At 38.9% G+C, this 22,282-nt stretch carries 28 protein-coding genes; 20 read left to right on the forward strand and 8 right to left on the reverse strand.

Going from position 1 to position 22,282, the window contains the following annotated elements; genetic code table 11:
- The first annotated feature begins 4 nt into the window (after positions 1–4).
- Genes hisH through hisIE form a run of 5 tightly spaced genes read left to right on the forward strand, consistent with a single transcriptional unit; the run spans position 5 to position 3,279 of the window.
- Positions 5–586 (forward strand): imidazole glycerol phosphate synthase subunit HisH, encoded by a 582-nt coding sequence (hisH, locus tag Q0X72_RS04400; protein WP_297762400.1) that lies wholly within the window; start codon positions 5–7, stop codon positions 584–586.
- Positions 587–605: 19 nt separating this feature from the next.
- Positions 606–1,379 carry a 1-(5-phosphoribosyl)-5-[(5-phosphoribosylamino)methylideneamino] imidazole-4-carboxamide isomerase gene (locus tag Q0X72_RS04405; protein ID WP_297762401.1) on the forward strand — a complete coding sequence of 258 codons (774 nt, stop codon included), beginning with the start codon at positions 606–608 and terminating at the stop codon, positions 1,377–1,379.
- Positions 1,376–1,897, forward strand: a complete 522-nt coding sequence (locus tag Q0X72_RS04410) for a DinB family protein (RefSeq protein ID WP_297762403.1) — start codon at positions 1,376–1,378, stop codon at positions 1,895–1,897. Before Q0X72_RS04405 ends, Q0X72_RS04410 begins: the two co-directional genes overlap by 4 nt.
- Positions 1,898–2,653 (forward strand): imidazole glycerol phosphate synthase subunit HisF, encoded by a 756-nt coding sequence (hisF, locus tag Q0X72_RS04415; protein ID WP_297762405.1) that lies wholly within the window; start codon positions 1,898–1,900, stop codon positions 2,651–2,653.
- The gene (hisIE, locus tag Q0X72_RS04420; protein WP_297762452.1) at positions 2,650–3,279 is read left to right on the forward strand and encodes a bifunctional phosphoribosyl-AMP cyclohydrolase/phosphoribosyl-ATP diphosphatase HisIE; all 630 of its coding nucleotides are present in this window, start codon (positions 2,650–2,652) and stop codon (positions 3,277–3,279) included. The genes hisF and hisIE overlap by 4 nt, the downstream gene beginning before the upstream one ends.
- Before the next feature lie 35 nt (positions 3,280–3,314).
- Here the strand turns inward: hisIE and Q0X72_RS04425 are convergent, their stop codons facing one another.
- Entirely contained in the window at positions 3,315–4,181 is an 867-nt protein-coding gene (locus Q0X72_RS04425) for a DUF1853 family protein (RefSeq protein WP_297762407.1), read from the reverse strand.
- Between the two features lie 26 nt (positions 4,182–4,207).
- Between Q0X72_RS04425 and Q0X72_RS04430 the strand changes: the two genes are divergently transcribed.
- Positions 4,208–5,353: a VWA domain-containing protein gene (locus Q0X72_RS04430; protein ID WP_297762409.1), complete on the forward strand. Its 1,146-nt coding sequence runs from the start codon at positions 4,208–4,210 to the stop codon at positions 5,351–5,353.
- Positions 5,354–5,388: 35 nt separating this feature from the next.
- Positions 5,389–6,858 (forward strand): magnesium chelatase, encoded by a 1,470-nt coding sequence (locus Q0X72_RS04435; RefSeq protein WP_297762411.1) that lies wholly within the window; start codon positions 5,389–5,391, stop codon positions 6,856–6,858.
- Between the two features lie 73 nt (positions 6,859–6,931).
- On the opposite strand, the gene Q0X72_RS04440 is transcribed toward Q0X72_RS04435, so the two are convergent.
- A complete protein-coding gene (locus tag Q0X72_RS04440) occupies positions 6,932–7,396 on the reverse strand; it encodes a hypothetical protein (RefSeq protein WP_297762413.1) in 465 nt (154 codons plus the stop codon).
- A gap of 271 nt (positions 7,397–7,667) precedes the next feature.
- Positions 7,668–8,108: a hypothetical protein gene (locus Q0X72_RS04445; protein ID WP_297762415.1), complete on the reverse strand. Its 441-nt coding sequence runs from the start codon at positions 8,106–8,108 to the stop codon at positions 7,668–7,670.
- Between the two features lie 153 nt (positions 8,109–8,261).
- Between Q0X72_RS04445 and truA the strand changes: the two genes are divergently transcribed.
- From truA to Q0X72_RS04490, 9 genes are all read left to right on the forward strand, one after another.
- Positions 8,262–9,065 (forward strand): tRNA pseudouridine(38-40) synthase TruA, encoded by an 804-nt coding sequence (gene truA, locus Q0X72_RS04450; protein WP_297762417.1) that lies wholly within the window; start codon positions 8,262–8,264, stop codon positions 9,063–9,065.
- Between the two features lie 38 nt (positions 9,066–9,103).
- Positions 9,104–10,192, forward strand: a complete 1,089-nt coding sequence (gene corA, locus Q0X72_RS04455; protein ID WP_297762419.1) for a magnesium/cobalt transporter CorA — start codon at positions 9,104–9,106, stop codon at positions 10,190–10,192.
- A 78-nt stretch (positions 10,193–10,270) separates the two neighbouring features.
- Positions 10,271–11,140, forward strand: a complete 870-nt coding sequence (locus tag Q0X72_RS04460) for an alpha/beta fold hydrolase (protein ID WP_297762421.1) — start codon at positions 10,271–10,273, stop codon at positions 11,138–11,140.
- Entirely contained in the window at positions 11,133–11,939 is an 807-nt protein-coding gene (locus Q0X72_RS04465; protein ID WP_297762423.1) for an alpha/beta fold hydrolase, read from the forward strand. Before Q0X72_RS04460 ends, Q0X72_RS04465 begins: the two co-directional genes overlap by 8 nt.
- Positions 11,940–12,221: 282 nt before the next feature.
- Complete coding sequence (locus Q0X72_RS04470; protein ID WP_297762425.1) at positions 12,222–12,722, forward strand: DNA starvation/stationary phase protection protein; 501 nt, start codon at positions 12,222–12,224, stop codon at positions 12,720–12,722.
- Positions 12,723–12,773: 51 nt separating this feature from the next.
- Positions 12,774–13,676: a mechanosensitive ion channel family protein gene (locus tag Q0X72_RS04475; protein ID WP_297762427.1), complete on the forward strand. Its 903-nt coding sequence runs from the start codon at positions 12,774–12,776 to the stop codon at positions 13,674–13,676.
- A 46-nt stretch (positions 13,677–13,722) separates the two neighbouring features.
- A complete protein-coding gene (locus Q0X72_RS04480) occupies positions 13,723–14,016 on the forward strand; it encodes a hypothetical protein (protein WP_297762429.1) in 294 nt (97 codons plus the stop codon).
- Between the two features lie 33 nt (positions 14,017–14,049).
- Positions 14,050–14,271, forward strand: a complete 222-nt coding sequence (locus tag Q0X72_RS04485; protein WP_297762430.1) for a hypothetical protein — start codon at positions 14,050–14,052, stop codon at positions 14,269–14,271.
- Between the two features lie 46 nt (positions 14,272–14,317).
- The gene (locus Q0X72_RS04490) at positions 14,318–14,629 is read left to right on the forward strand and encodes a hypothetical protein (RefSeq protein WP_297762432.1); all 312 of its coding nucleotides are present in this window, start codon (positions 14,318–14,320) and stop codon (positions 14,627–14,629) included.
- A 77-nt stretch (positions 14,630–14,706) separates the two neighbouring features.
- On the opposite strand, the gene cysM is transcribed toward Q0X72_RS04490, so the two are convergent.
- Together cysM and epsC are read right to left on the reverse strand one after the other, a co-directional pair.
- On the reverse strand, positions 14,707–15,591 hold the full coding sequence (cysM, locus tag Q0X72_RS04495) for a cysteine synthase CysM (protein ID WP_297762434.1): 885 nt from the start codon (positions 15,589–15,591) through the stop codon (positions 14,707–14,709).
- Positions 15,581–16,375 (reverse strand): serine O-acetyltransferase EpsC, encoded by a 795-nt coding sequence (gene epsC, locus Q0X72_RS04500; RefSeq protein WP_297762436.1) that lies wholly within the window; start codon positions 16,373–16,375, stop codon positions 15,581–15,583. The genes cysM and epsC overlap by 11 nt, the downstream gene beginning before the upstream one ends.
- Positions 16,376–16,470: 95 nt before the next feature.
- Here epsC and Q0X72_RS04505 point away from each other — a divergent pair, with 95 nt between their 5' ends.
- Positions 16,471–17,151, forward strand: a complete 681-nt coding sequence (locus Q0X72_RS04505; protein WP_297762438.1) for a DUF2461 domain-containing protein — start codon at positions 16,471–16,473, stop codon at positions 17,149–17,151.
- On the opposite strand, the gene Q0X72_RS04510 is transcribed toward Q0X72_RS04505, so the two are convergent.
- Positions 17,143–17,550, reverse strand: coding sequence for a glyoxalase (locus tag Q0X72_RS04510; protein WP_297762440.1), 408 nt, complete (start codon positions 17,548–17,550; stop codon positions 17,143–17,145). The two genes, Q0X72_RS04505 and Q0X72_RS04510, sit on opposite strands and share 9 nt — an antisense overlap.
- Positions 17,551–17,647: 97 nt before the next feature.
- Positions 17,648–18,169, reverse strand: coding sequence for a 5'(3')-deoxyribonucleotidase (locus Q0X72_RS04515; RefSeq protein ID WP_297762442.1), 522 nt, complete (start codon positions 18,167–18,169; stop codon positions 17,648–17,650).
- 217 nt (positions 18,170–18,386) lie between these two features.
- Here Q0X72_RS04515 and Q0X72_RS04520 point away from each other — a divergent pair, with 217 nt between their 5' ends.
- Positions 18,387–18,785: a hotdog domain-containing protein gene (locus Q0X72_RS04520; protein WP_297762444.1), complete on the forward strand. Its 399-nt coding sequence runs from the start codon at positions 18,387–18,389 to the stop codon at positions 18,783–18,785.
- A gap of 1 nt (position 18,786) precedes the next feature.
- Here the strand turns inward: Q0X72_RS04520 and Q0X72_RS04525 are convergent, their stop codons facing one another.
- Positions 18,787–20,070, reverse strand: coding sequence for a dipeptidase (locus Q0X72_RS04525; RefSeq protein WP_297762446.1), 1,284 nt, complete (start codon positions 20,068–20,070; stop codon positions 18,787–18,789).
- A 128-nt stretch (positions 20,071–20,198) separates the two neighbouring features.
- Here Q0X72_RS04525 and Q0X72_RS04530 point away from each other — a divergent pair, with 128 nt between their 5' ends.
- Positions 20,199–21,962, forward strand: a complete 1,764-nt coding sequence (locus Q0X72_RS04530) for an ATP-binding protein (protein WP_297762448.1) — start codon at positions 20,199–20,201, stop codon at positions 21,960–21,962.
- Positions 21,963–21,974: 12 nt separating this feature from the next.
- On the forward strand, positions 21,975–22,282 hold a 308-nt coding region (locus Q0X72_RS04535; RefSeq protein WP_297762450.1), incomplete at its 3' end, for a response regulator.

Consider the following 22,282-nt stretch of genomic DNA (forward strand, 5'->3'; position numbering starts at 1 on the left):
TAGTATGAAGATAGTGATCATTGACTATGGGGCAGGTAACATACAAAGTATACAATTTGCTTTGCAACGTCTTGGCTATACAGCTATTTTAAGCAGTGATAAAAATATCATTGAACAGGCAGACAAAGTAATATTTCCGGGTGTTGGAGAAGCAAGTAGCGCCATGACCAAATTAAAGGAAAGTGGTTTAGATACAGTAATACCCGGGCTCAAACAGCCGGTATTGGGGATTTGTCTGGGAATGCAACTGATGTGCCGGTATTCTGAAGAAGGTGACACCTCTGGCTTAGGGATATTTGATGTGGATGTGGTAAAGTTTTCGAATAAAGTAAAAGTGCCTCAAATAGGCTGGAATCAGATCACTGACCTAAAAACGCCGCTTTTTAAAGATGTTGAGGAGAAGGAATATATTTATTTGGTCCATAGTTATTATGCGCCGTTGTGCGAAGAGACCATTGCGATTTCTGACTATGAACTTTTGTACAGCAGTGCCATGTGCAAAGATAATTTCTGGGGAGTACAGTTCCATCCGGAAAAAAGCAGCGAGGTAGGGGAACGTATCCTTAAGAATTTTGTAACCCTTTAATTCCTAGAAGAAACTAATAATGAGAATTATTCCAGCAATAGATATTATAGAAGGAAGTTGCGTCCGACTTTCCAAGGGAGACTATTCCACAAAGAAGGTTTACAATGAAGACCCCCTGGAAGTCGCCAAAACATTTGAGGCACATGGTATTCAGCACTTACATTTGGTAGATCTCGATGGTGCCAAGTCTAAGCATATTGTTAATTACAAGGTCTTAGAACAAATTGCCTCCAGGACATCTTTAAAGATCGATTTTGGCGGGGGTCTCAAATCAGACGAAGATCTCCGCATTGCCTTTAACTCTGGGGCAGATCAAATTACAGGAGGAAGCATAGCGGTAAAGGACAGTGAAACCTTCCTTAGTTGGTTATCTCGTTTTGGTGCTGAGAAGATAATTTTAGGAGCCGATGCTATGGATGAAAAGATAGCCGTTTCCGGATGGCAGGAGTCCTCCACTGAAGAATTGATTCCGTTTATTCAACGTTATCAGAAAAAAGGAATTCAGTATGTTATTTGTACAGATATTAGTAAAGACGGAATGCTGGAAGGCCCTTCCCTGGTTCTTTACAAAAAGATCTTACAAAAAACAGCGCAAACTAAGACCGCTGTAGGCCTGAGTGGTGTGGCAGATGAGGATCCAGGGATAAAGCTAATTGCCAGCGGGGGAATTGCAAAATATGAAGATCTGCATGCTTTGAGGGACCTGGGATGCGAGGGAGCCATAATTGGCAAGGCTATTTATGAGCACAGAATTAGTTTGAAACAATTGGAAGAGTTTATTTTGAGATCATGAAAGACAAGAGATCAGACCTGGCCATAGACATTGTAGAGAACGCCATTTTCAGAATGGAAGAAAGCCTACGCATGATCTCTAAATCAACGGCCCTCTTGTCAACCGAGGAACTATGGAAAAAACCAAATAGGGCCTCCAATAGCGTAGGAAATATTATTATTCATCTCAAAGGAAATATCACACAATATATCCTCGCCGGTTTGGGAGGACAAGAAGATAGACGGCAACGCGATTTGGAATTCTCTGTAACGCATAGTTATAGTGCAAAAGAACTTAACCATATGTTGCAGGAACTTATGGAGGAGGTTAAAACCGTGCTATATGGATTAAAGGATAAAGAATTGATCAAATCCCATTCCGTCCAGGGATTTAAACTAAGTGGACAGGGCATTGTGCTACATGTAGTTGAACACTTGTCTTACCATACAGGTCAGATCGCGTTTTGGACTAAGATTTTAAAGAATAAAGATCTTGGCTTTTATGAGGGCTTCGATCTAAATACTAAAAACGATAAATAAATGCTGACCAAAAGGATCATTCCTTGTCTGGATATTAAGAATGGGCGCACCGTAAAAGGTATAAACTTCGTAGATCTTCGCGATGCAGGGGACCCTGTAGAGTTGGCGCAGCGATATGCCAAAGAAGGTGCGGATGAATTGGTCTTTCTTGATATCTCAGCTACTGAAGAAGAACGTAAGACCCTGGCTGATTTGGTAAAAAGGGTCGCTGAAAAGGTAAATATTCCCTTTACAGTGGGTGGCGGTATCTCTTCAGTTGAAGATGTTAGTGTTCTGTTATACAATGGGGCAGATAAAATATCTATAAATTCATCAGCTGTTAAGAATCCAGATCTGATCAATCAATTGGTTGCAAAATTTGGTTCACAATGTATTGTGGTCGCCATTGATGCTAAAAGGATTAATAACACCTGGAAAGTACATTTAGTTGGTGGAAAGGTGCCAACAGAAATTGATCTTTTCGATTGGGCCAAGGAAGTAGAGGATAGGGGAGCAGGAGAGATTCTCTTTACTTCCATGGACCATGATGGAACCAAGAATGGTTTTGCCAATGAGGCACTTGCACAATTATCTGAGACCTTAAACATTCCCATCATTGCTTCTGGCGGGGCAGGGAATATGGATCATTTCGCCGATACCTTTTCAAAAGGGAAGGCAGATGCTGCTTTGGCTGCCAGTGTTTTCCATTTTAAAGAAATAGAGATCAGGGACCTAAAGAATTACCTGCTTGAACGGAACATCCCTATGCGGTTATAAAAACTTATAAGGACACTAAAAAACCTAAAATGAAAGTAGATTTTAATAAAAATAAAGATGGCCTTGTACCTGCCATCATTCAGGATGCCAGCACAAAAAATGTACTTATGTTAGGCTATATGAATCAGGAAGCTCTCGATAAAACCCTGAATACAGGGAAAGTTACCTTTTACAGCAGGACAAAAAAGCGGCTTTGGACAAAAGGAGAAGAAAGTGGTCATTTTCTTGCTGTTAAGGAAATATCTGAAGATTGCGATCAGGATACCTTACTTATATCTGCAACACCTAACGGCCCTATCTGCCATAAAGGATCAGACACCTGCTGGAATAAAGAGAACAGGGCATCTTATGGCTTTCTGACAAAGCTGGAAGCTATTATTGCTGATAGACAAAACAATTCTACCCCTGAAAAAAGTTATGTGGCCTCACTTTTTGAAAAGGGGATCAATAAAATTGCCCAGAAAGTAGGAGAGGAGGCAGTGGAAGTTGTTATTGAAGCCAAAGATTCTGATGAAGAACGCTTCCTCAATGAAGGAGCCGACCTGCTTTTTCATTATCTGATCTTATTGCGAGCCAAAGGAGTTGGTCTGGAAGACGTAGTAAAAGTTTTGGAGCAGCGACAATGATCATAAATCTGGTCTACTGAGAAATATACCATTGGCTACCACCAAACAACAAAGAATTTTTCAACAACCGATTCTTCTTTTTTCATCCAAATCAAGGGTGATCGCTTTTTGAACATGAGAATATTTAGTTCTAGTAACAGTTCATAATGAGACATCCAAGAGCCTTTATCATAAGGACTTACGGTCCATTCATCTTTTGTAGGCAAATAGTATTCATATGCTTGGAATTTTGAGGTAGTAACGGCCTCAAAAGGTAGCCAAAACCCGGCAACACAATGCTTGTTAAAGGGTTTAATAACCACCTCAGAATGTTGATATGGCACAAATAATTGCGCTTTAAAACAAACTTCTTGGGTAAGGTCTTCAGATTTTACATCTAGCAATGCTAGTTGTTCTTTTCCTTCCTCTAAAAAAGGCATATGGAACTGCGTATTTTTAAGTTTCTCTAACTTGGAATAGAATGTGTCCTTCTTGTTGGGACCTATGAGTTGATATATTGGTTCACCAAGTGTTGTATCTATTAAATAAAATTTATAGGTCAATTCTAAATGAAGTACTCTCCCATCTCTCTTGTTTTTTAATAGGAAATCGATTTCCCCTAAGGTCCTGTTGTCTCTTTTTACGGCTACATTATGTGCGATGAGTTCGTAGATGACCTGACCTTGCAGACAAATCTTGAAAAGATGTTCCATTTTATGACCCAATCGCATGTTGGCAGGGACCTTACTATCATCTACGGCCACATAATCGATATTAGGAAACACAAACTGTTCTATTCCAAATTGCCTGTCTAGCCAAAGCGGAGGGGTTTTGATAAAAGCTTTTAAAAATTTAGATGTAAGAGTTACCATTGAAACGAAAATAGACCAAACCGTTAAGGTTTCTATAAAAGATCTGGGCATTTTGTGAAATGTAGTATTTTTATAGGATGGCTAAGATTACAAGAACAGGTTTCAGATTCACTACATATAATGCTCCGGATCAAACCCCGTTTGAAAAACTTTTTGAGATTTTTCAAGAGCTAATTACTCATACCTCCGGTGATGTAGATGAAGCCCTGGACTGGCTTCGAGAACTAGACAAGGAATACGATCTTACGGATGAGGACTATACCATAGACGACTTTATAGAAGATCTAAAGGCCAAGGGGTATTTACGGGAGGAAATTGAACAAGGAGAAGGTGGAGATGGAAAAGGGAATCCCGGAGAAGGATCTTTGTCTATAACCGCTAAAATGGAACGCATAATTAGACAGCGGGCCCTAGATCAGATCTTTGGTAAGATAAAACGAAGTGGTTCAGGGAACCATAGAACTGGTAAAGCCGGAATAGGAGATGAACATACGGGCGATTTCAGGGAATATCACTACGGAGATTCACTAGATAGGATCTCCATGACTGAGAGCTTAAAGAATGCACAGATAAATCATGGTCTGGATGGATTCTCTCTAACTGAAGATGACCTGGTTATTGAAGATACTCACCATAAGGCTCAAATGAGTACCGTTTTAATGATAGACATTAGCCATAGCATGATCTTGTATGGGGAAGACAGAATTACACCTGCTAAAAAGGTGGCCATGGCACTGGCAGAGTTGATCACTACCAGATATCCAAAAGACACGCTGGACATTCTTGTTTTTGGGAACGATGCCTGGCCAATTCCTATTAAAGATCTTCCATACCTGAAAGTTGGGCCTTACCATACGAATACCGTAGCCGGTTTGCAATTGGCAATGGATATGCTGCGAAGAAAAAAGAATACCAACAAACAGATCTTCATGATCACTGATGGAAAGCCAAGTTGTTTGCGATTGCCAGATGGTACTTATTATAAAAATAGTGTGGGACTAGACGATTTAATTGTTGAGAAGTGCTACAATATGGCCAGGCAAGCACGTAAGCTGCATATCCCTATAACGACCTTTATGATTGCCCAGGACCCATATTTAATGCAGTTTGTAAGGCATTTCACCGAAGCGAACAAGGGGAAGGCACTGTTCACGGGCATACAAGGTTTGGGGGAAATGATCTTTGAGGATTATGAACAGAACAGAAGAAAGAGATTAAAATAATAATTGCTAAAGAATAAAGAAAACATCCATTGCACATGAAATTAGATCACAAGAAGATAAAAACTTTAGGAGCATTAAAAAAAGCGGGATACCAATCCATTAGTATCAAAGATGAGTTGCGAAATAATTTAAGAGAAAGGATCAAAGAAGGAAAAGATTCTTTTTTTGGAGTCTGGGGCTACGAAGACTCAGTGATCCCGGAATTAGAACGAGCTATCCTCTCCCGGCATAACATAAACCTTTTGGGGCTAAGAGGGCAGGCTAAAACCCGTCTGGCAAGGCTTATGGTTCATTTGTTGGATGAATATATCCCGGTAGTTGAAGGATCTGAGATCAATGATGATCCAATGAAACCTATCTCCAGATATAGTAGACAACTTATTGAGGAAAAAGGAGATGAAACTCCCATTTTCTGGTTACACAGGGATGAACGGTTCTACGAAAAACTGGCTACTCCAGATGTAACTGTGGCCGATCTTATCGGTGATGTTGATCCAATTAAAGCTGCGAATCTTAAATTATCGTATGCGGATGACAGGGTGATCCATTTTGGGATGATCCCCAGGGCAAATCGCTGTATTTTCGTGATCAACGAACTTCCAGATCTACAAGCCCGTATACAGGTATCTTTGTTTAATATTTTACAGGAAGGCGACATTCAAATCCGGGGTTTTAAACTTCGACTACCACTAGATATTCAATTTGTGTTCACTGCAAATCCTGAGGATTATACCAACCGGGGTAGTATTGTTACTCCTCTTAAGGACAGGATAGGGTCACAAATTCTTACCCATTATCCAAAAGAAATAGCAACTGCCAGGAAGATCACTGCACAGGAAGCTCGGTTAGATAAAAACCAAACCGATACCGTATATGTTCCTAATTTGGCCTTGGACCTTTTGGAGCAGATTAGCTTTGAGGCTAGAACCAGTGAATTTGTGGATGCTAAAAGTGGTGTAAGTGCCCGTACAAGTATAACTGCCTATGAAAATCTCCTGAGTACTGCAGAGCGAAGGGCGCTATCGCAGGGTATTGATAAGACAAGCGTTCGTCTATCCGATTTTATGGGAGTCATTCCGGCTATTACCGGAAAAATAGAATTGGTATACGAAGGGGAACAGGAGGGTGCTGATACCGTGGCTCTTATGTTGATCGATGATGCTATTAAAAGTCTCTTTCCAAATTATTTTCCTGCTATTTTGAAATTGGAACAAAAAGATTCAGACGGCCCATATGATGATCTTATACTATGGTTCTTTGATCGGGAGGGAATTGAATTGCTAGATGACCAAACCGATGTGGAATATCAAGAAGCTCTTGATAGCATTCCTCCACTGCAAGAATTAATCGGCAAACATCAACCAAAGGTATCTAAAAGCGATTCTTATTTTTTAAAGGAGTTCTTACTTTGGGGTCTTGTAGTTAACAAGAAATTGAGTAAGCACAGGTATACCAAAGGATATAAGCTCAAGGATCTCTACGGAGGATTTATTAGCAAACTATAGAAAAACCCCGCTCAAAGCGGGGTTTTTTGTGCTGCCATAGCACATAGGTCTCAAGATTCTTTCATGAGGCCTGTTATTTGTGGACCCTATCAAAACGATATGGGCCTATTTGTTCTACTCTATGTTTAAAAGTTGTAAAGGTTACGATCAATAAAATGAATTGAAGCATTAGAATAAAGAGTCCAACCGGCAAAAATGTTGATGGCAACACAAGATCTGAATACTCAAAATAACTTAAAAGGATATAGGAAGTTTCCGCTATTTTAAATAGATACACCAAAAAGATAGCATACATGATGTATTCCAAATTACGAGTAATATTCATATGGGCATGAGGTTTCTTCTCTAGTTGGCGCAATGCATTTAAAAACCATACATGAATGATCATCAGAAGTGAGAAAATGTAATTATCTACTTTTAGAAAATAGAATTTGTTGGTATAAAGACCGTAGAAACTCAAGAAGATCAGAAGAGGTAGAATACTGAAGCTGAGTATAAAGCACTTTTCCCATGTAATAAGTCGCATTAGGTGCTTCATAAAGTAGGTTACTTGCAATTGTGGTGTTTTTCCGATCTTAGAACGGGCAGAAAGAGACCTTTATTACAAACAAATCGGTGAACGGTAAGGAATGTTGAGTATGCTTAAAAAAGTGTGGTGAAAGTCCCTATAATGAAGTAAAATATCAGAATACTCCTTCAGTCTTAAAAACTAGAGTACCCTGATATATAATAATGGATGAAATATACGGCACAGGTAAATATGCCGAATAAAAAGAATGATTAAACTTAAAAAGTACTAAGTACAGGATTTAAATGATCCAAAGTTTACGTTCGGATAAACGGGCGAAAAATATCAGAAAGATGGCTATGACAATGACCATTAAGGGAATAATTATAGCCTCAGTCTGGCCGTAAACATCGGTAGCATTGGTCATAAAAAATCCATACCCAGTCTGTGCTAGAACACCTATCAGGGACATGCCAAGCGCAGATTTAGCCCATTTTTTTCGCAATAATAGTCCTATACAACCAGCGGCACCAAACCAAACTGCTATGGCAAATGCGGCGGTTACCCATGCCGGAGTGCTTTCCATTAAGTTAACTTGTTCGGGGGTCATTTCTGCTTTGATCGCTTCCTTCATAAAGGCACTTCCTAAATAATTCATGACGCCCATTAGGTTCCATAATAATGCCAGTACACTCACTATCCAGAACCATACCGGGGGTTTTGTAGTTGGATTTTTACTCATCTTGGTTAGTTTATTTGTTGTGTCTCCAAATTACAAAATTTTTAAATAGCGCGTTGATTGGTATAGGAATTGTCAATATCGGCTCCACCTGAATCTGATACTAGTTAGGTTAGATTACTTATCATCTTGATAATTCCAGGAATAGTTATATTTATGAACTTTACAAGAATAATGAACAGGAAGAAGTATGCTTATTTGGTATGGGTGCAATACTTAGGTTTCAGGTACAGTGGATGGCAAAAGCAGCCTGGACAAAAAACACTTGAAGGAATGCTTCTTAAAACGCTGAAATTCATTGATCCGGGAAAACAGTATAAAATTCTTGGGGCAGGAAGGACAGATGCGAAGGTTTCAGCCCTAAAAATGGCATTTCAATTATTGACACCCGTAGCTCCTATTGAAGATTTGCCAGCTTTTGTTCACGACTTCAATAAGAACCTCCCGTCAGACATTCGAATATTAGAGATTCAGGAGGCTAATCCGGAACAGAATATCATTCAAAATGCCAAGATCAAAGAGTATGTTTATATTTTTTCATATGGCACCAAGAATCATCCATTCTGTGCTCCGTTCATGGCCAATTTCCTGGATGAACTAGATCTTCCCTTAATGAAGAGGGCCGCTAAAATTTTCGAAGGCACACATAATTTTCACAATTTTACAGCGAGGATTCAGCCCAACACCAAAGTAACACGTACCATTGATCATTGTGAAATTACAGAGAACAAAGAGTTGACGGCTAATTTTTTTCCTAAAAAGAGCTATTTGCTTTCGGTTAAAGGAGCAGGATTCATGCGGTATCAGATCAGGATGATGATGGGCGCCTTAGTCCTTCTGGGTAAGGGCGAATTAGATTTAGATTCTCTGGAAAAGGCACTTAGTGCAAACGAAAAAACACTGATACCATATGTCGCTCCTGGCTCAGGGTTATTTTTAAAGAACATGAAGTTCATGTAGCGTTATTTTGTTTATATCTTTAATAAAAGTCTTTGTATATGGTCAAGTTGCAATTACCAATTAAACTAACACACAAAAAGAAATCTAAGATCCATAAGAAATTGGGGAAAGCTCCCGGCACCATTACCTATACGGGGAATCGGGATAATTCAATAAGCACTCTGGATGTGATCGCTTATTCTGAAGATTCGCTGGATGAATACAGCCCGGTGAATGTAGAAACGCTTTTGGAAGATAATAACGATCAAATAAAATGGGTCAACCTGGTTGGTTTAAGCGATGAAGGCTTTATTGAAAAATTAGGAAAGGCATTTCAATTAAATCCTTTGTCTCTGGAAGATGCAGTACATACAGAGCAAAGACCCAAGATAGATGAGTATGACCATTATATTTTTGGAGTATTTAAGATGATGTATCTGGATGAGGAACAGAGAATTGTGGTGGAACATGTGGCCATTACTTTATTAGACAAAGAGGTCCTTGTTTTTCAGGAAATAAACCAAGACGTTTTTGATGGTGTAAGGCAACGATTGAGAGGCAAACTAGGCAGAATTAGGAGCAGGGGAGCAGACTATTTGTTCTTTGCCTTGCTAGATGCCATCATCGATAATTATTTTATGATACTGGAAAGTATAAGTGAGCGGATGGAATTATTGGAAGAAGAGGTCTATCAGAAACCAAAACCTAAAACGGCTCATAAGATTCAGGAACTGAAAAAAGAGGTGTTGCGCATTAGAAGATATATTGCTCCCGTAAGAGAATTAATAGGCAGGCTTATTGACACAGAACATCCTTTAATAAACAAAGACACTAAATTATTTCTGAGAGATGTGTTAGATCATTGTTTGGAGATCAATGAATCGTTGCAAATATATAGGGAAATGGTCATGAGCCTAATGGAAATGTACATGAGCAACGTTAGTAATAAAATGAATGAAGTAATGAAGGTACTGACGGTAATGGCCTCTATCTTTATTCCACTTACTTTTATCGCAGGTGTCTATGGAATGAACTTTGACAATATGCCCGAATTACATATGGAAAATGGCTATTTTGTGGTTTTGGGTGGTATGTTTGTGATCCTCATTTTTATGCTGATATATTTTAAAAGGAAACGTTGGATCTGAGCCAATAAAAATCAAAACATCTGTAGTTAGAAAAGCTGTTTTTGCAAGAAATTGTATCTTAATCAGAAATAGTAGTGTATGCCAGTGTGGGGATATCTTATAATCTTTCTTGTCGCAGCTTATTTCCTGATAAGTGTGCTGGTCTATATTTTGCAGGACTACCTTATGTTCAAACCCGAGAAACTGGCTGCAGATTTTCAGTTCTATTACGAACATCAGGAGACCGAGGAATACAATGTAGAAACTAGGGATGGTGCTGTGATCAACGGCCTGAGGTTTAAAGCAAAAGACCCAAAGGGAATAGTTTTCTATCTCAAGGGTAATTCTAAAAGTATCAAAGGCTGGGGGAAGTTTGCTGTTGATTTCACCAGACACGGGTATGATGTGCTTATGGTTGACTATCGGGGGTTTGGAAAAAGCACCGGAAGGCGCACTCAAAAGGCCATAAAACGCGATATGCAAGTGGTTTATGACAAAATTAAACAGAAGGTAGATGAAAAGTATATTATTCTTTACGGCCGTTCTCTAGGCTCTGGATTTGCCACTAAGTTAGCCTCCATGAACAATCCCAGGATGCTTATTCTAGATGCTCCTTATTACAGCTTAAAACACGTCGCAAAGAAATTTATGCCTTTTATGCCTTTATCCCTCTTGCTAAAATTTCCAATGCCTACCTACAAATGGTTACAATATGTGAATTGTCCTATACACATTATACATGGCACCGATGATAATCTTATCCCCTATAAAACCAGTGTAAGACTATCCAAGGTAAAGCCTTCACAAACCACCCTTTATACTGTAATAGGAGGGGGACACAAGAACTTAAATACGTTTGAAGCCTATCATAAAATGCTCAATGACATCATAACTTCAAAACCAGAAAAAGTGAACCTGGAGGGATCTAGTATTCATGTAAAACACAGTGTATCCAAGCGCCATGCTTAAAGCAAAAAGGATCTTATTGGGCCTTTTGGCAGGTGTTCTAATTATTTTGACTATGCTCTATTTCTTACAGGAAAAACTAATTTTTTTACCAAGTAAATTGCCTGCCAATTATAGCTTTTCCTTTGACGAGCCCTTTGAAGAGTTTTACCTGACTTCAGATGATGGTTCAAAGCTGAATGCCCTCCATTTCAAAAGAAAAGATCCTAAAGGAGTAATCCTTTACTTTCATGGGAATGCCGGTGACCTATCTCGTTGGGGACAAGTGGCACAATATTTTGTGAAGTTGAATTACGATGTGGTCATAATGGATTACAGAACCTATGGTAAAAGTACCGGAAGTTTAAGTGAAGGAGCTTTACTAAGTGATGCTCAGTTATTTTATAAATACGTTTCGGAGAGGTATAAGGAAGAGGAAATTATTTTATATGGCAGATCTCTGGGGACGGCAATGGCCTCTTATTTGGTTTCCATGCATACTCCCTCTTTACTTGTTCTGGAAACTCCTTTTTATAGTTTGCTTGATGTAGCACAAGATAGGTTTCCAATTCTTCCATTGAACTCATTACTAAAGTATCAATTTAAGTCGTATCAGTATCTACAGGCTGCCAACTGCCCAATTTTAATTCTCCATGGTGATCAGGATAAAGTAGTGTCCATCCAATCTTCAGAAAAGCTATACCGCAGCCTGGAAGGTAAGTCGGCAGATTACATAATCATTGAAGGAGGAGGGCACAATGATCTAAGCGCCTTTCAAACCTACCGAGATGCCATTGATTCTCTATTGATTTCTGATCGATAAATTGAATCAACAGATCAAAATTCATCTCAATAACACGTATTTGTTGTTAATTTTTTTAGTACTCTCAACAATCTTTAACCTCTCATTTTGTTAATTCTTCTTAATTTCTGTTAAAGGGTGTTAAATGAGTTGACAAATTTCTCTTAGCCCTTATATTAAGGGTGTTGGATAATTAATAAAACACTTTTAGTAGGCATTCGCCAAACAAGTCACGTTCTAAGTGACATTACAAAGATTTTCCTCCAACAATTACAAAATTTTTATTAAAAATTAAATCACACTATGAATTATTTAAACATCAAAGAAGAACATCTATTGCCGGTAGTTATTGAACTCAATACGCTATTGGCAGAATACCATCTGTATTACCAAAAATTAAGAAATTTTCACTGGAACATTCTAGGTAAGAATTTTTTTGACCTGCACCAGCAATTTGAAGATATGTATACAGATGCAAGAACTAAGATCGACGAGATCGCTGAAAGAATTTTAACGCTTAGATACCATCCGATGAGTAACTTAAGTGCTTACCTGGAAACAGCAACTATAGAAGAAAGTACTGGAAAACTGCAGGATACAGAAATGGTAGCTGAAATCCTTAAGTCACACAGTATCATTTTAAAGCAAATGACTGAGGTTAAGTCCAAAGCAGACGCAGTAAAAGACGAGGGTACGATCGACTTGATTGGCGCATATATTCGTGAAATGGAAAAGGTGAGCTGGATGCTAAATGCCTGGAATAAGGATAAAAAGGGAGAATTGAATAATGCCTCAGTGATCTAGTGTTTTGTAGTTGCTCAGGAAATTAATGTTTAACCATAAAATCAAAGTAGAATGAAAGAAGAATTAAGCACATCATTAAATATATTACTCGAAAAATTAGAGGAGTGGGGGACAACCTTAATGGAAAACTTACCCAATATGATCCTGGCTATTGTAGTACTTTTCGGTGCATATTTTATAGCGCGATACACGAGTAAAGGAGTTAAAAAATTGGTTCAGAAACGAGTACCACAGAAATCAATTACCAACTTAATATCAAATATAACCACTGTTGTTGTTGTTCTTGTTGGACTATTTCTAGCACTGAGTATTTTAGACCTCAATGATGCCTTAATGTCTCTCTTAACAGGAGCCGGAGTAGCTGGTTTAGTAGTAGGTCTTGCCCTACAGGGAACATTGTCTAATACCATCTCTGGTGTAGTACTGTCTTTTAGAAAGAATATACGAATTGGTGATTGGATAGAAACTAACGGTTATGCTGGAGAAGTGATCAAAATTAATTTGAACAATTTCATAATCAAAGAGGCCGATAACAACAAGGTGATCATTCCTAATAAGACCATATTAGAAAACCCGCTCAAAAACTTTACACTCACCAATAAAATGCGGGTAGTTCTGGAATGTGGAGTTGGGTATGAATCCGATCTGGACCATGTTGAAGAACTAACAAAAAGTACTGTCAAAAAAGCAATCGAGCAGGTAGCTTCAGAAGATGATGTAGAATTTTACTTCCAGGAATTCGGAGCCAGTTCTATAAACTTTATAACCAGATTTTATATCACAAGTGAAAGTGCGATCGAAAAGTTAAGGGCGAAAAACACCGTGATCAAAGCCTTGAAAAAAGCATTTGACAAAGAGGATATTAATATTCCATTTCCTATCCGGACCCTGGAATTTAATACGGGACTAGATCTGAAGCCTGGAAAAGTAGCAGAAGCATTCTCAACTAACTAGTCAGAACAAAATCAATAAAACAAATAGTAATCTTAAAAATAATAACATGAAACATTTACAAACATATATATCATTTGCATTACTGAGTCTACTAACAACTTCGTTGGGATATGCTCAAGTAAGCAATATGCAGGAAGAAGCAAGGACTTTACGAATAGATACCATAGCCCTTGAAACCACAGAAAAGACCTATAAACTCTATGAGGATGGCGAATTGATCAAAAACACAGTGCGAATTAATACAGCACAAACTCAGGAAATGCAATTCGAAAATGAAGACAAAGGCAAAGTAGATCAGGATCGAGTATTTCCAAAAAAGACCATCTACAAAACAGTGTAAATTGATCTGGATCAAGATGACGATTTTGATGAAATGATCCGGTTTAGTTATATTGCAGACGTAACATCAGACTTTGTCTTATTGTTGAATGAAAATGAACTCTATGTAGCTCTTGGAGAAGGAGAAAATTTAATGATCATTGAAAATACGGACCTATCTAAAGATGCATTGAATAAGGGGAAAGAGGTTTTCATATTTACAGATGCCAACGGTAACGAAATTTCTTTTAAAGTAGAAGATTATCAAATAATGTAAGTGCAAAAAATAAATTAATAGAATCTAATAATCAAAAACAAAAATCATGAAATTTAAAAATTTAATTACAACTAGTTTAATGTTCTTTGTCGCAGGCCTAATAATGATAGGATGCCGAGACACAAAATCTGCGGAAGAAAAAGTAGATGACGCTATTGAAGATGTAGGAGATAGCATGGAGGAAGGTGCAGAAGAAGTTAATGATGCCCTTGAAGATGCTAAGGAAGCAGTCAAAGATGGCGCAGAAGATGCCAAGGAAGCAGTTAAGGATGGCGCAGAAAAAGTTGGGGATGCCGTTAAGGAAGGTGCCGAAAAAGTTGAAAAAGTGGTAGATAAAACCGTGGACGACTCGCAATAGGAGACACTTTTTAGTAAAAGGAAAATGCACCAGAAGTGGTGCATTTTTTATTTTAAATAATCTCTTGTAAATACACCTCAAATGAATAGATCAGAAGATAAATATCGATCTCCGCGGTCACAAATGATTGAGACAATGACCCCATGATCTAATTCATTAGCTAGTCTGAGTGCAGCAGCAGTAGCGCCTCCACTGCTCATCCCGGCAAAAATCCCTTCCTCCTTTGCAAGGCGTTTGGTCATTTCCCTCGCTTCTTGTTCACTAACTTCAATAACTCTATCTACTCTCTTGGGATCAAAGATCTTTGGGAGATAGGCCTTGGGCCATTTACGTATTCCCGGGATACTGGAATCGTCTGTAGGTTGCACTCCAACGATCTCTATTGTTTGCCGCTGTTCCTTTAAATATCTCGATGTCCCCATGATGGTCCCTGTTGTACCCATTGAGGACACAAAATGGGTAACAGATCCCTGAGTGCCCTGCCAGATCTCAGGACCTGTACTCTTGTAATGGGCCTTCCAATTATCGTCATTTGAGAATTGGTTGATCATTATATACCCTTCCTCCTTTACTTTCATTTCTGCATAATCTCTTGCTCCTTCAATTCCAATATCGGCCTTGGTTAAGGTCACTGTGGCTCCATAAGCTCTCATGGTTTGAACGCGTTCCGCAGTGGCATTTTCCGGCATTACCAGCTCTATGGACAAGCCGTATAAACTTGCGATCATCGCCAACGCAATTCCGGTATTTCCACTGGTGGCTTCTATTAATTTGGAATCCAAGGTAAATGCTCCTCTTTCCAGTCCACTGGCAATCATATTCAAGGCAGCACGATCTTTTACACTACCTCCCGGATTTTGTCCTTCTAGCTTAAAATATAAGGATACATCTGGATTGGTATTTAAGGATTTTGATGCTACCAAAGGGGTATTTCCTATTAGATCTGTTAGACTATTTGCCATTATTATTTGTTCTTATTTTTATTTCAGGAGAATGAAATACTGTTGAATTAGGCGGTACAGACTCAGTTAACCAGGCATTTCCCCCAATGATAGAATTAGCCCCAATAACGGTATCACCACCAAGAATAGTGGCGTTGGCGTAGATAGTAACGTTATTTTCAATAGTAGGATGTCTTTTTGTTTCACGTAAATCTTTGGCAACATACAATGCTCCCAGGGTTACTCCCTGATATATTTTCACATGATCATGAATCACAGCAGTTTCACCAATGACCACACCCGTGGCATGATCTATAAAGAATGATTTCCCGATATGGGCCCCGGGATTAATGTCAACTCCTGTTTGTCTATGGGCATATTCGGTCATTAACCTTGGAACCAGCGGGAATTTTTTCTTGTATAATTCGTGTGCCAACCTGTAAATGGCGATGGCGTAAAATCCAGGATAGGCCAGATATACCTCTTCAATAGACAGGGAAGCCGGGTCGCAATCGGCAATGGCCATTGCATCCAGATTAAGTTTCTCTAATACCATTGGAAGGGTTTGAAGATATTCATTCCATGCGGAAGAACAGGGCTTATGAGGATCCCAGCAGGCCATTTCCACCAATCGATCGAATTGTCTGGCCAACTCTGGCAAATTTTCATCAAATGGGGTTTCTATATCAAAAAGGGATAGGAATAGCAGATCAGTAAAGGCCTCCGTTTCCTTTTTAAGTCGAAATCTAAGGTTAGGTTGTGTCTTATGTGCCTTTATTTTATTTATAATAGTAAGGGTATCCATATACGTTGTTTTCAAAATAAAATTAATCATTAATTAAAAAGAGCCTCCTACAAAAAGGTTAACTTTAAGATAAATCTGTATAATAGACATTTCTTATGGAGAAAACCGTCATAAATAAAGAGGCTTTTGCCTTTGTAAAAACCCTGGCTGCCAACAATAATAGGGATTGGTTCAATGAACATAAAGATCAATACAAATTGCTGGAGACCGGGGTAAAAGAATTTTATCAGCAGCTAATGGAACAGATGCGGCTCCATGACGATATTGAGCGACTAAAAATGTTCCGTATTTATAGGGATGTGCGCTTTTCAAAAGACAAAACTCCTTTTAAAACGCATTTTGCAGGATCATTCTCCAGGGCAGGGGATAGATTGCGAGGTGGATATTACCTCCGGCTTAAACCGGGTGAAACCTTTATAGCTGCCGGATTTTGGGAGCCAAACAAAGAGGATCTCCTCAGAATAAGAAAGGAATTGGAAATGGATGCTACCGTGTTCAGAAAAGTATTTTCCGAACCTGTTTTTAGAAAAACCTGGGGGAGTATTACTGGAGAGGAACTTAAGACAGCTCCTAAGGGCTTTGAAAAAGATCATCCGGATATAGACCTCATTCGTAAGAAGCAATTCATTTTTGTCAGGAATTTCACGGATGCGGAAGTATTTAGCCCTGATTTTCACAACCAAGTAAACGACTCCTTTAAAAGGATCCGTCCTTATTTTGATCTAATGAGTGATATCCTCACTACCAACCTCAATGGAGAATCATTGTTAGACTAATGGTGCAAGCTCAAATAATTGCACCTGATCTTTTATTCTTTCAACAACCATATTCATCATTCTCTTATTGAGCGCTGAGGAATTTTGAATATAGGCTTCGTACTCTTCAACCGTAAATTGGCCAATGATCATACCCTTGAGTGAATTCCTAAATTTCATATCTTTTTGAACCGCATGTTCTATGTATTCCAGTCTTTTAGGAAGGGTGAGTTCATAAAAGGAGTTCTTATGCTTGTTGGCATAATTTCTGAAAGCTGCGACCAAAAGGTTATTCTGGAATTTGATGATGGGCCTTAGTGTTGCATTTTGAAACTGCTCATCCAGACTCATCTCCTCTGTTACCCGGGCATTTGGCAATAAGGGCCGAAACCTCAGAAGCTCGGTAGATCTATCGTTCATCTTTGAAGTTTTATAAAATTAGAAAATCCAAATAGGGGCTTTCTGCAAAAGTGAATTACTTGTTAACGGCGTTATAAACAAATTTCAATTCTTCTTTTTAAAGAAGTTCTTTGGCTATTTCCTGCCAGGAATTCATCCGTTCAAAATGATTGGTATGGATGTTATGTGGTGAAGTAAAGATCATGGACCTTCCTTGAAAGTTCTCCAAATTATGACTGCGATCATCAATGAGGATATCTCCTCGCAGGATCTTTTTATCGCCACACAAGATTCGATTTCTCCAATGGATAAAAGGGAAATGTTCATCGAGCCATTGGTGCTTTTCTAAAAGTGAATTAGGGAATTGCATGGCAGCAGAGGCCACATAGACCGAATGTTTTTTGTTCAGTTCCCCCAGTATTTCAATACTATCCTGTATTGGTCGCAAATTTCTGAAGAAACCATCTTTATAATAATGTTCCCATATGGTATCTTTTCTTTCTGCAGGCACCTTTTGCCATACCTCGAACCCCATACATTCCTCTTTTGTAAGCGATTCTTTAAAGCGATCATTATAATGCTCTATATGGGCAGTATAGGTATCTGCCATAACCTCGTCCATATCTACAAATAGGATCATTCTACTGAAATTTTCACCAATTTCTTAAATTCCCGAGGATTAATGAAGATCCTTTTGATATGTTTAACAAATGAATTAAGTAGCCCAGGCCCCTCAATTTTTCCGAGTTGACAATTTTATCTGTTCTGATTTATAGGATTGATAATTAATGGTAAGTATTGACTTTGTTTTGGAGACGGATTTGAAATTGTGGTACTTTTGTCCCAAAATTCGGACTATGCGATTTCACACGAGAAAATGGGTAAAACCTGAAGATTTAAATGCTAATGAGACCTTATTTGGCGGACGTTTGCTTTCATGGATAGATGAAGAGGCCGTTCTCTATAGCATTATTCAATTAGAGAATAAAAAGGTGGTCACCAAATATATGTCAGAGATCAATTTTATGAGTACAGCCCATCAGGGTGATATTGTAGAGATAGGTATAAAGGTGGTAAAATTTGGCAAGACCTCCATTGTCCTGAAATGCGAAGCACGCAATAAAATGAATAGGGAAACCATCCTTACTGTGGACAATATCATCATGGTGAATCTCGACCCCAATGGAAAGCCCTTGCCACACGGCAAGACAAAGATAGAATATGTGAAAGATCGCCTTGCAGAAGATGACGACTAGATTAGCCCATTTCTTTGGCAACTGCCTGCACCTGGTCTAAAACGCGCATCAGGTTTTCACCCCACAACTTCCCAATCTCTTCCTCAGTATACCCGCGTTTTACTAACTCTATGGTTACATTCAGCGTTTCGGATGCATCAGACCAACCTTCAATACCTCCACCACCATCAAAGTCGGAACTAATTCCTACATGATCAATCCCTATTAGATCTACCATATAATCAATATGATCCACAAAATCTGACACATCTACGGCAGGTGGAACATCTTTTCTGGATTTCGCCAATTCCCTGCCCAAAGCCATTACTTTAGGGTAGTTTTCCATAAAGGCTCCCTGTTGTTCCCTGCTAAGGGAACGAAATTGAGACCTTTCATACCAGGGAAGACCAAGAGAATCGGCTACGTTCTTATAAAGTTCTTTCATATAGGCAGAATGGGCCTCGTCCTTCTCAGTGTTCAGATAAGAACTAAATGCTACTGTTTGAACCACGCCACCATTTTCCTTAAGCATCATTAATTGCTCATCATCCAGGTTTCTGCTATGGTTGCAGAGAGCTCTGGCAGAAGAATGTGAGGCTATTAATGGCGCCTTGCTCAGCGCTATCATCTGCATCATTGAAGCCTTGGAAGGATGAGAAATATCTATCATCATTCCAACTCTATTCAATTCATATACAGCATTTTTACCTAGTTCACTTAAACCATTATATAACCATATGCTATCTGCTTCTCCCGTATTAGAATCTGAAAACTGACTATGGCCATTATGCGAAAGTGATACATAACGGGCTCCCAGTTTTTGGTATTTCTCAAAATTGGAAAGATCTTCTCCTATCGGGTAGGCATTCTCAACGCCTATCATGGCAACCTTCTTTCCAGATCTATGGATAGATCTTACTTCATCTGAAGTGAGGGCAAGTCCTATTTGATCTGGTGCGATCTCTTCACACAGTCTGTGAATAGCCTCAAATTTGGACATGGCATTCTCATGTGCACGCGCATAGCCGTCTGCGTTCAATGAATCCTGTCCTGTATAGACAATTAACCAGGCCACATCTAGTCCACCTTCATTCATTTTTGGCAAATTAACCTGTGTTTCTAGACGTTGTGTATAGTTTATGCTATCCGTAAAATTTTTGACGTTGATGTCGTCATGCGTATCGATAGTAATGACAGCTTCATGGATTCTTTTCGCGTTTGCTAATAAATCTTCATTGTCATGGTTTTTGGTATCTGCACAGGATAGTACCGATAAAATGCATAGAAATTGGATGAAATACTTCATTAGACGCTTTTTTAGACCTACAAATAAAGCAATTTGACAACACTATACCCAGTGTAGGTAACATTTAATTGTCAGCCCCCCTTTAAAGGGGGATTTTAGTAAAGAATAGTTTGAACAAATCCAACATCTTGAAATCTAAAAACCTACTTAGCCAAATTTCCGATTTAGAAGTAGCACTTAACAGTTTCTCTTTTGAAGAATTAACTACGGCAGAAGCTACCCGACTTAAAGAATCATTTGATAGGTTTAAAAATGATTTGGAGGGCAAGATCTGGGGATTTGAGCCGGAAAGAATTAAAAACAACACTATAGACCGTGATAGAAGCAGATCAAAAACATCTGCAGACGAGAAGGAATCGCGGCTTATAGCTAAAGTAAGCCATGAGATCAGAACTCCACTAAACGGCATAATTGGCTTTACAGATCTCTTAGAGGAAGGGGCTTTAAACGAAGCACAAAAAGAACAGGTTCATGCCATTCAGGCCGCTTCAAGTTTTTTGATGGAGATCATCGATGAGTTACAAGAATATTCAAAACTAGAGGCCAGTTCGAAGGAGTTCAATGAAGTTCCATTTAATATGCAAAATCTTATCAACGAAGTTGTGTATTTGTGTGAGACATTGATCATTGACAAAAAGATCGCCTTTGAAGTAAAAACGGACCCTGACATTCCGGTGAATCTGCTTGGAGATCCCTCAAAGCTATCTCAAGTACTTCTCAACCTTTTGGGAAATGCCATCAAATTCGTGGAAAAGGGAAGTGTCTCGCTTAGTATGCGGTTGATAGGGATCCAAAACAACAAGTGTTCTATAGAATTCATTATTGAGGATACTGGTATTGGGATACCTCAAGAAGATCTTAAACATATCTTCGAAGCATTCCGGCAAGCAGAACAGCACACCTTTTCCAAATATGGTGGAGCCGGACTTGGATTAAGCATCGTAAAACAAATTGTTGATAGGCTGGGCGGTGCTATTTCTGTAAAAAGCGAACTGCAAAAAGGAACACAGTTTACAATTAGACTTGATTATGCCTTGGGCAAAAAACAACCTTTAAAAATGAAAACAAGAAAGAAAGAAAATAGACAATCTGTAGACACCTTAAATGTGCTCGTTTTTGAGGATAATCCCTTAAATCAATATCTCATAAAAAAACGACTTACGAGTTGGGGCTGCACCTTCTTTGTTACCGAGAATGCGTTAGAAGGTCTGCAAATATTGGAAAATGAGCTCATAGATGTGGTATTTATGGATTTGCATATGCCGGTAGTTGATGGATATGAAATTACCAGACGCATAAGGGCCCATCAACAGCAAAGGATCTCACAAGTGCCTGTTGTTGCCTTAACGGCCGATTTCTCTGTAAAGGATAAAGAAAAAGCCAGCAAAGATGGGATAAATGATTTCATCTTAAAACCTTATACGCCCGAAGAGCTCCTTGACAAATTGATCCAGTATGGAATTACAAAGCCTGAATCAACGGACTTTCAAGGCAGCTTGAAGGACCAAGAGGAACTTACTCCAAAGGCAGATGAGTTGACCAAACTAGATCTGACAGAAGTATTGGATGATTGCATGGGAGAAGTAGACATGCTCGCGGAATTGGTAGAATTGTACAAGAGGAATGCTCTCGAATTTATTGGCAAGGCCAAGTTACACCTCCAAAATAAAGACTTTGAACAATTACAATTTTCCACTCATAAATTAAAAGCGGGTTTGGCAATGATGCAAACTGGCAACCTTCTCATCCTGGTGCAGCAATTACACGAACATTGTATGAACGACAGAAATTATGACCAAATGAACTTTCTGTTCCAACAATTTGTAACAGAATATCCCATGGTAGAATTCGCCTTGGATGCCGAAGTAACCCGATTAAAAAAAGAGAAGTAAAAGAAACCAATCATGAAAAAGATATTGTTAGCAGACGATGATGAACTATTGGCTTCATTGCTCAACTACCGCTTAGACAAGGCCGGGTACAAAGTGCACTGGTCCTGTGATGGAAGGGAAATGAAGGAACAGCTGGAAAAAGAGATGCCAGACATCATTGTAAGTGATATTATGATGCCTTATTTCTCCGGCCTCGAACTGGTAGATTTTGTCAGGAATACCCTTGGATCAAAAGTGCCTATCATCATTATCTCATCCGCAGGTAATGAAGAGAACGTGCTTTCCGCCTTTGAGCTGGGAGCCAATGATTTTATCTCAAA

This window comes from uncultured Muriicola sp. (genome assembly GCF_947258935.1).
GTDB lineage: Bacteria > Bacteroidota > Bacteroidia > Flavobacteriales > Flavobacteriaceae > Muriicola.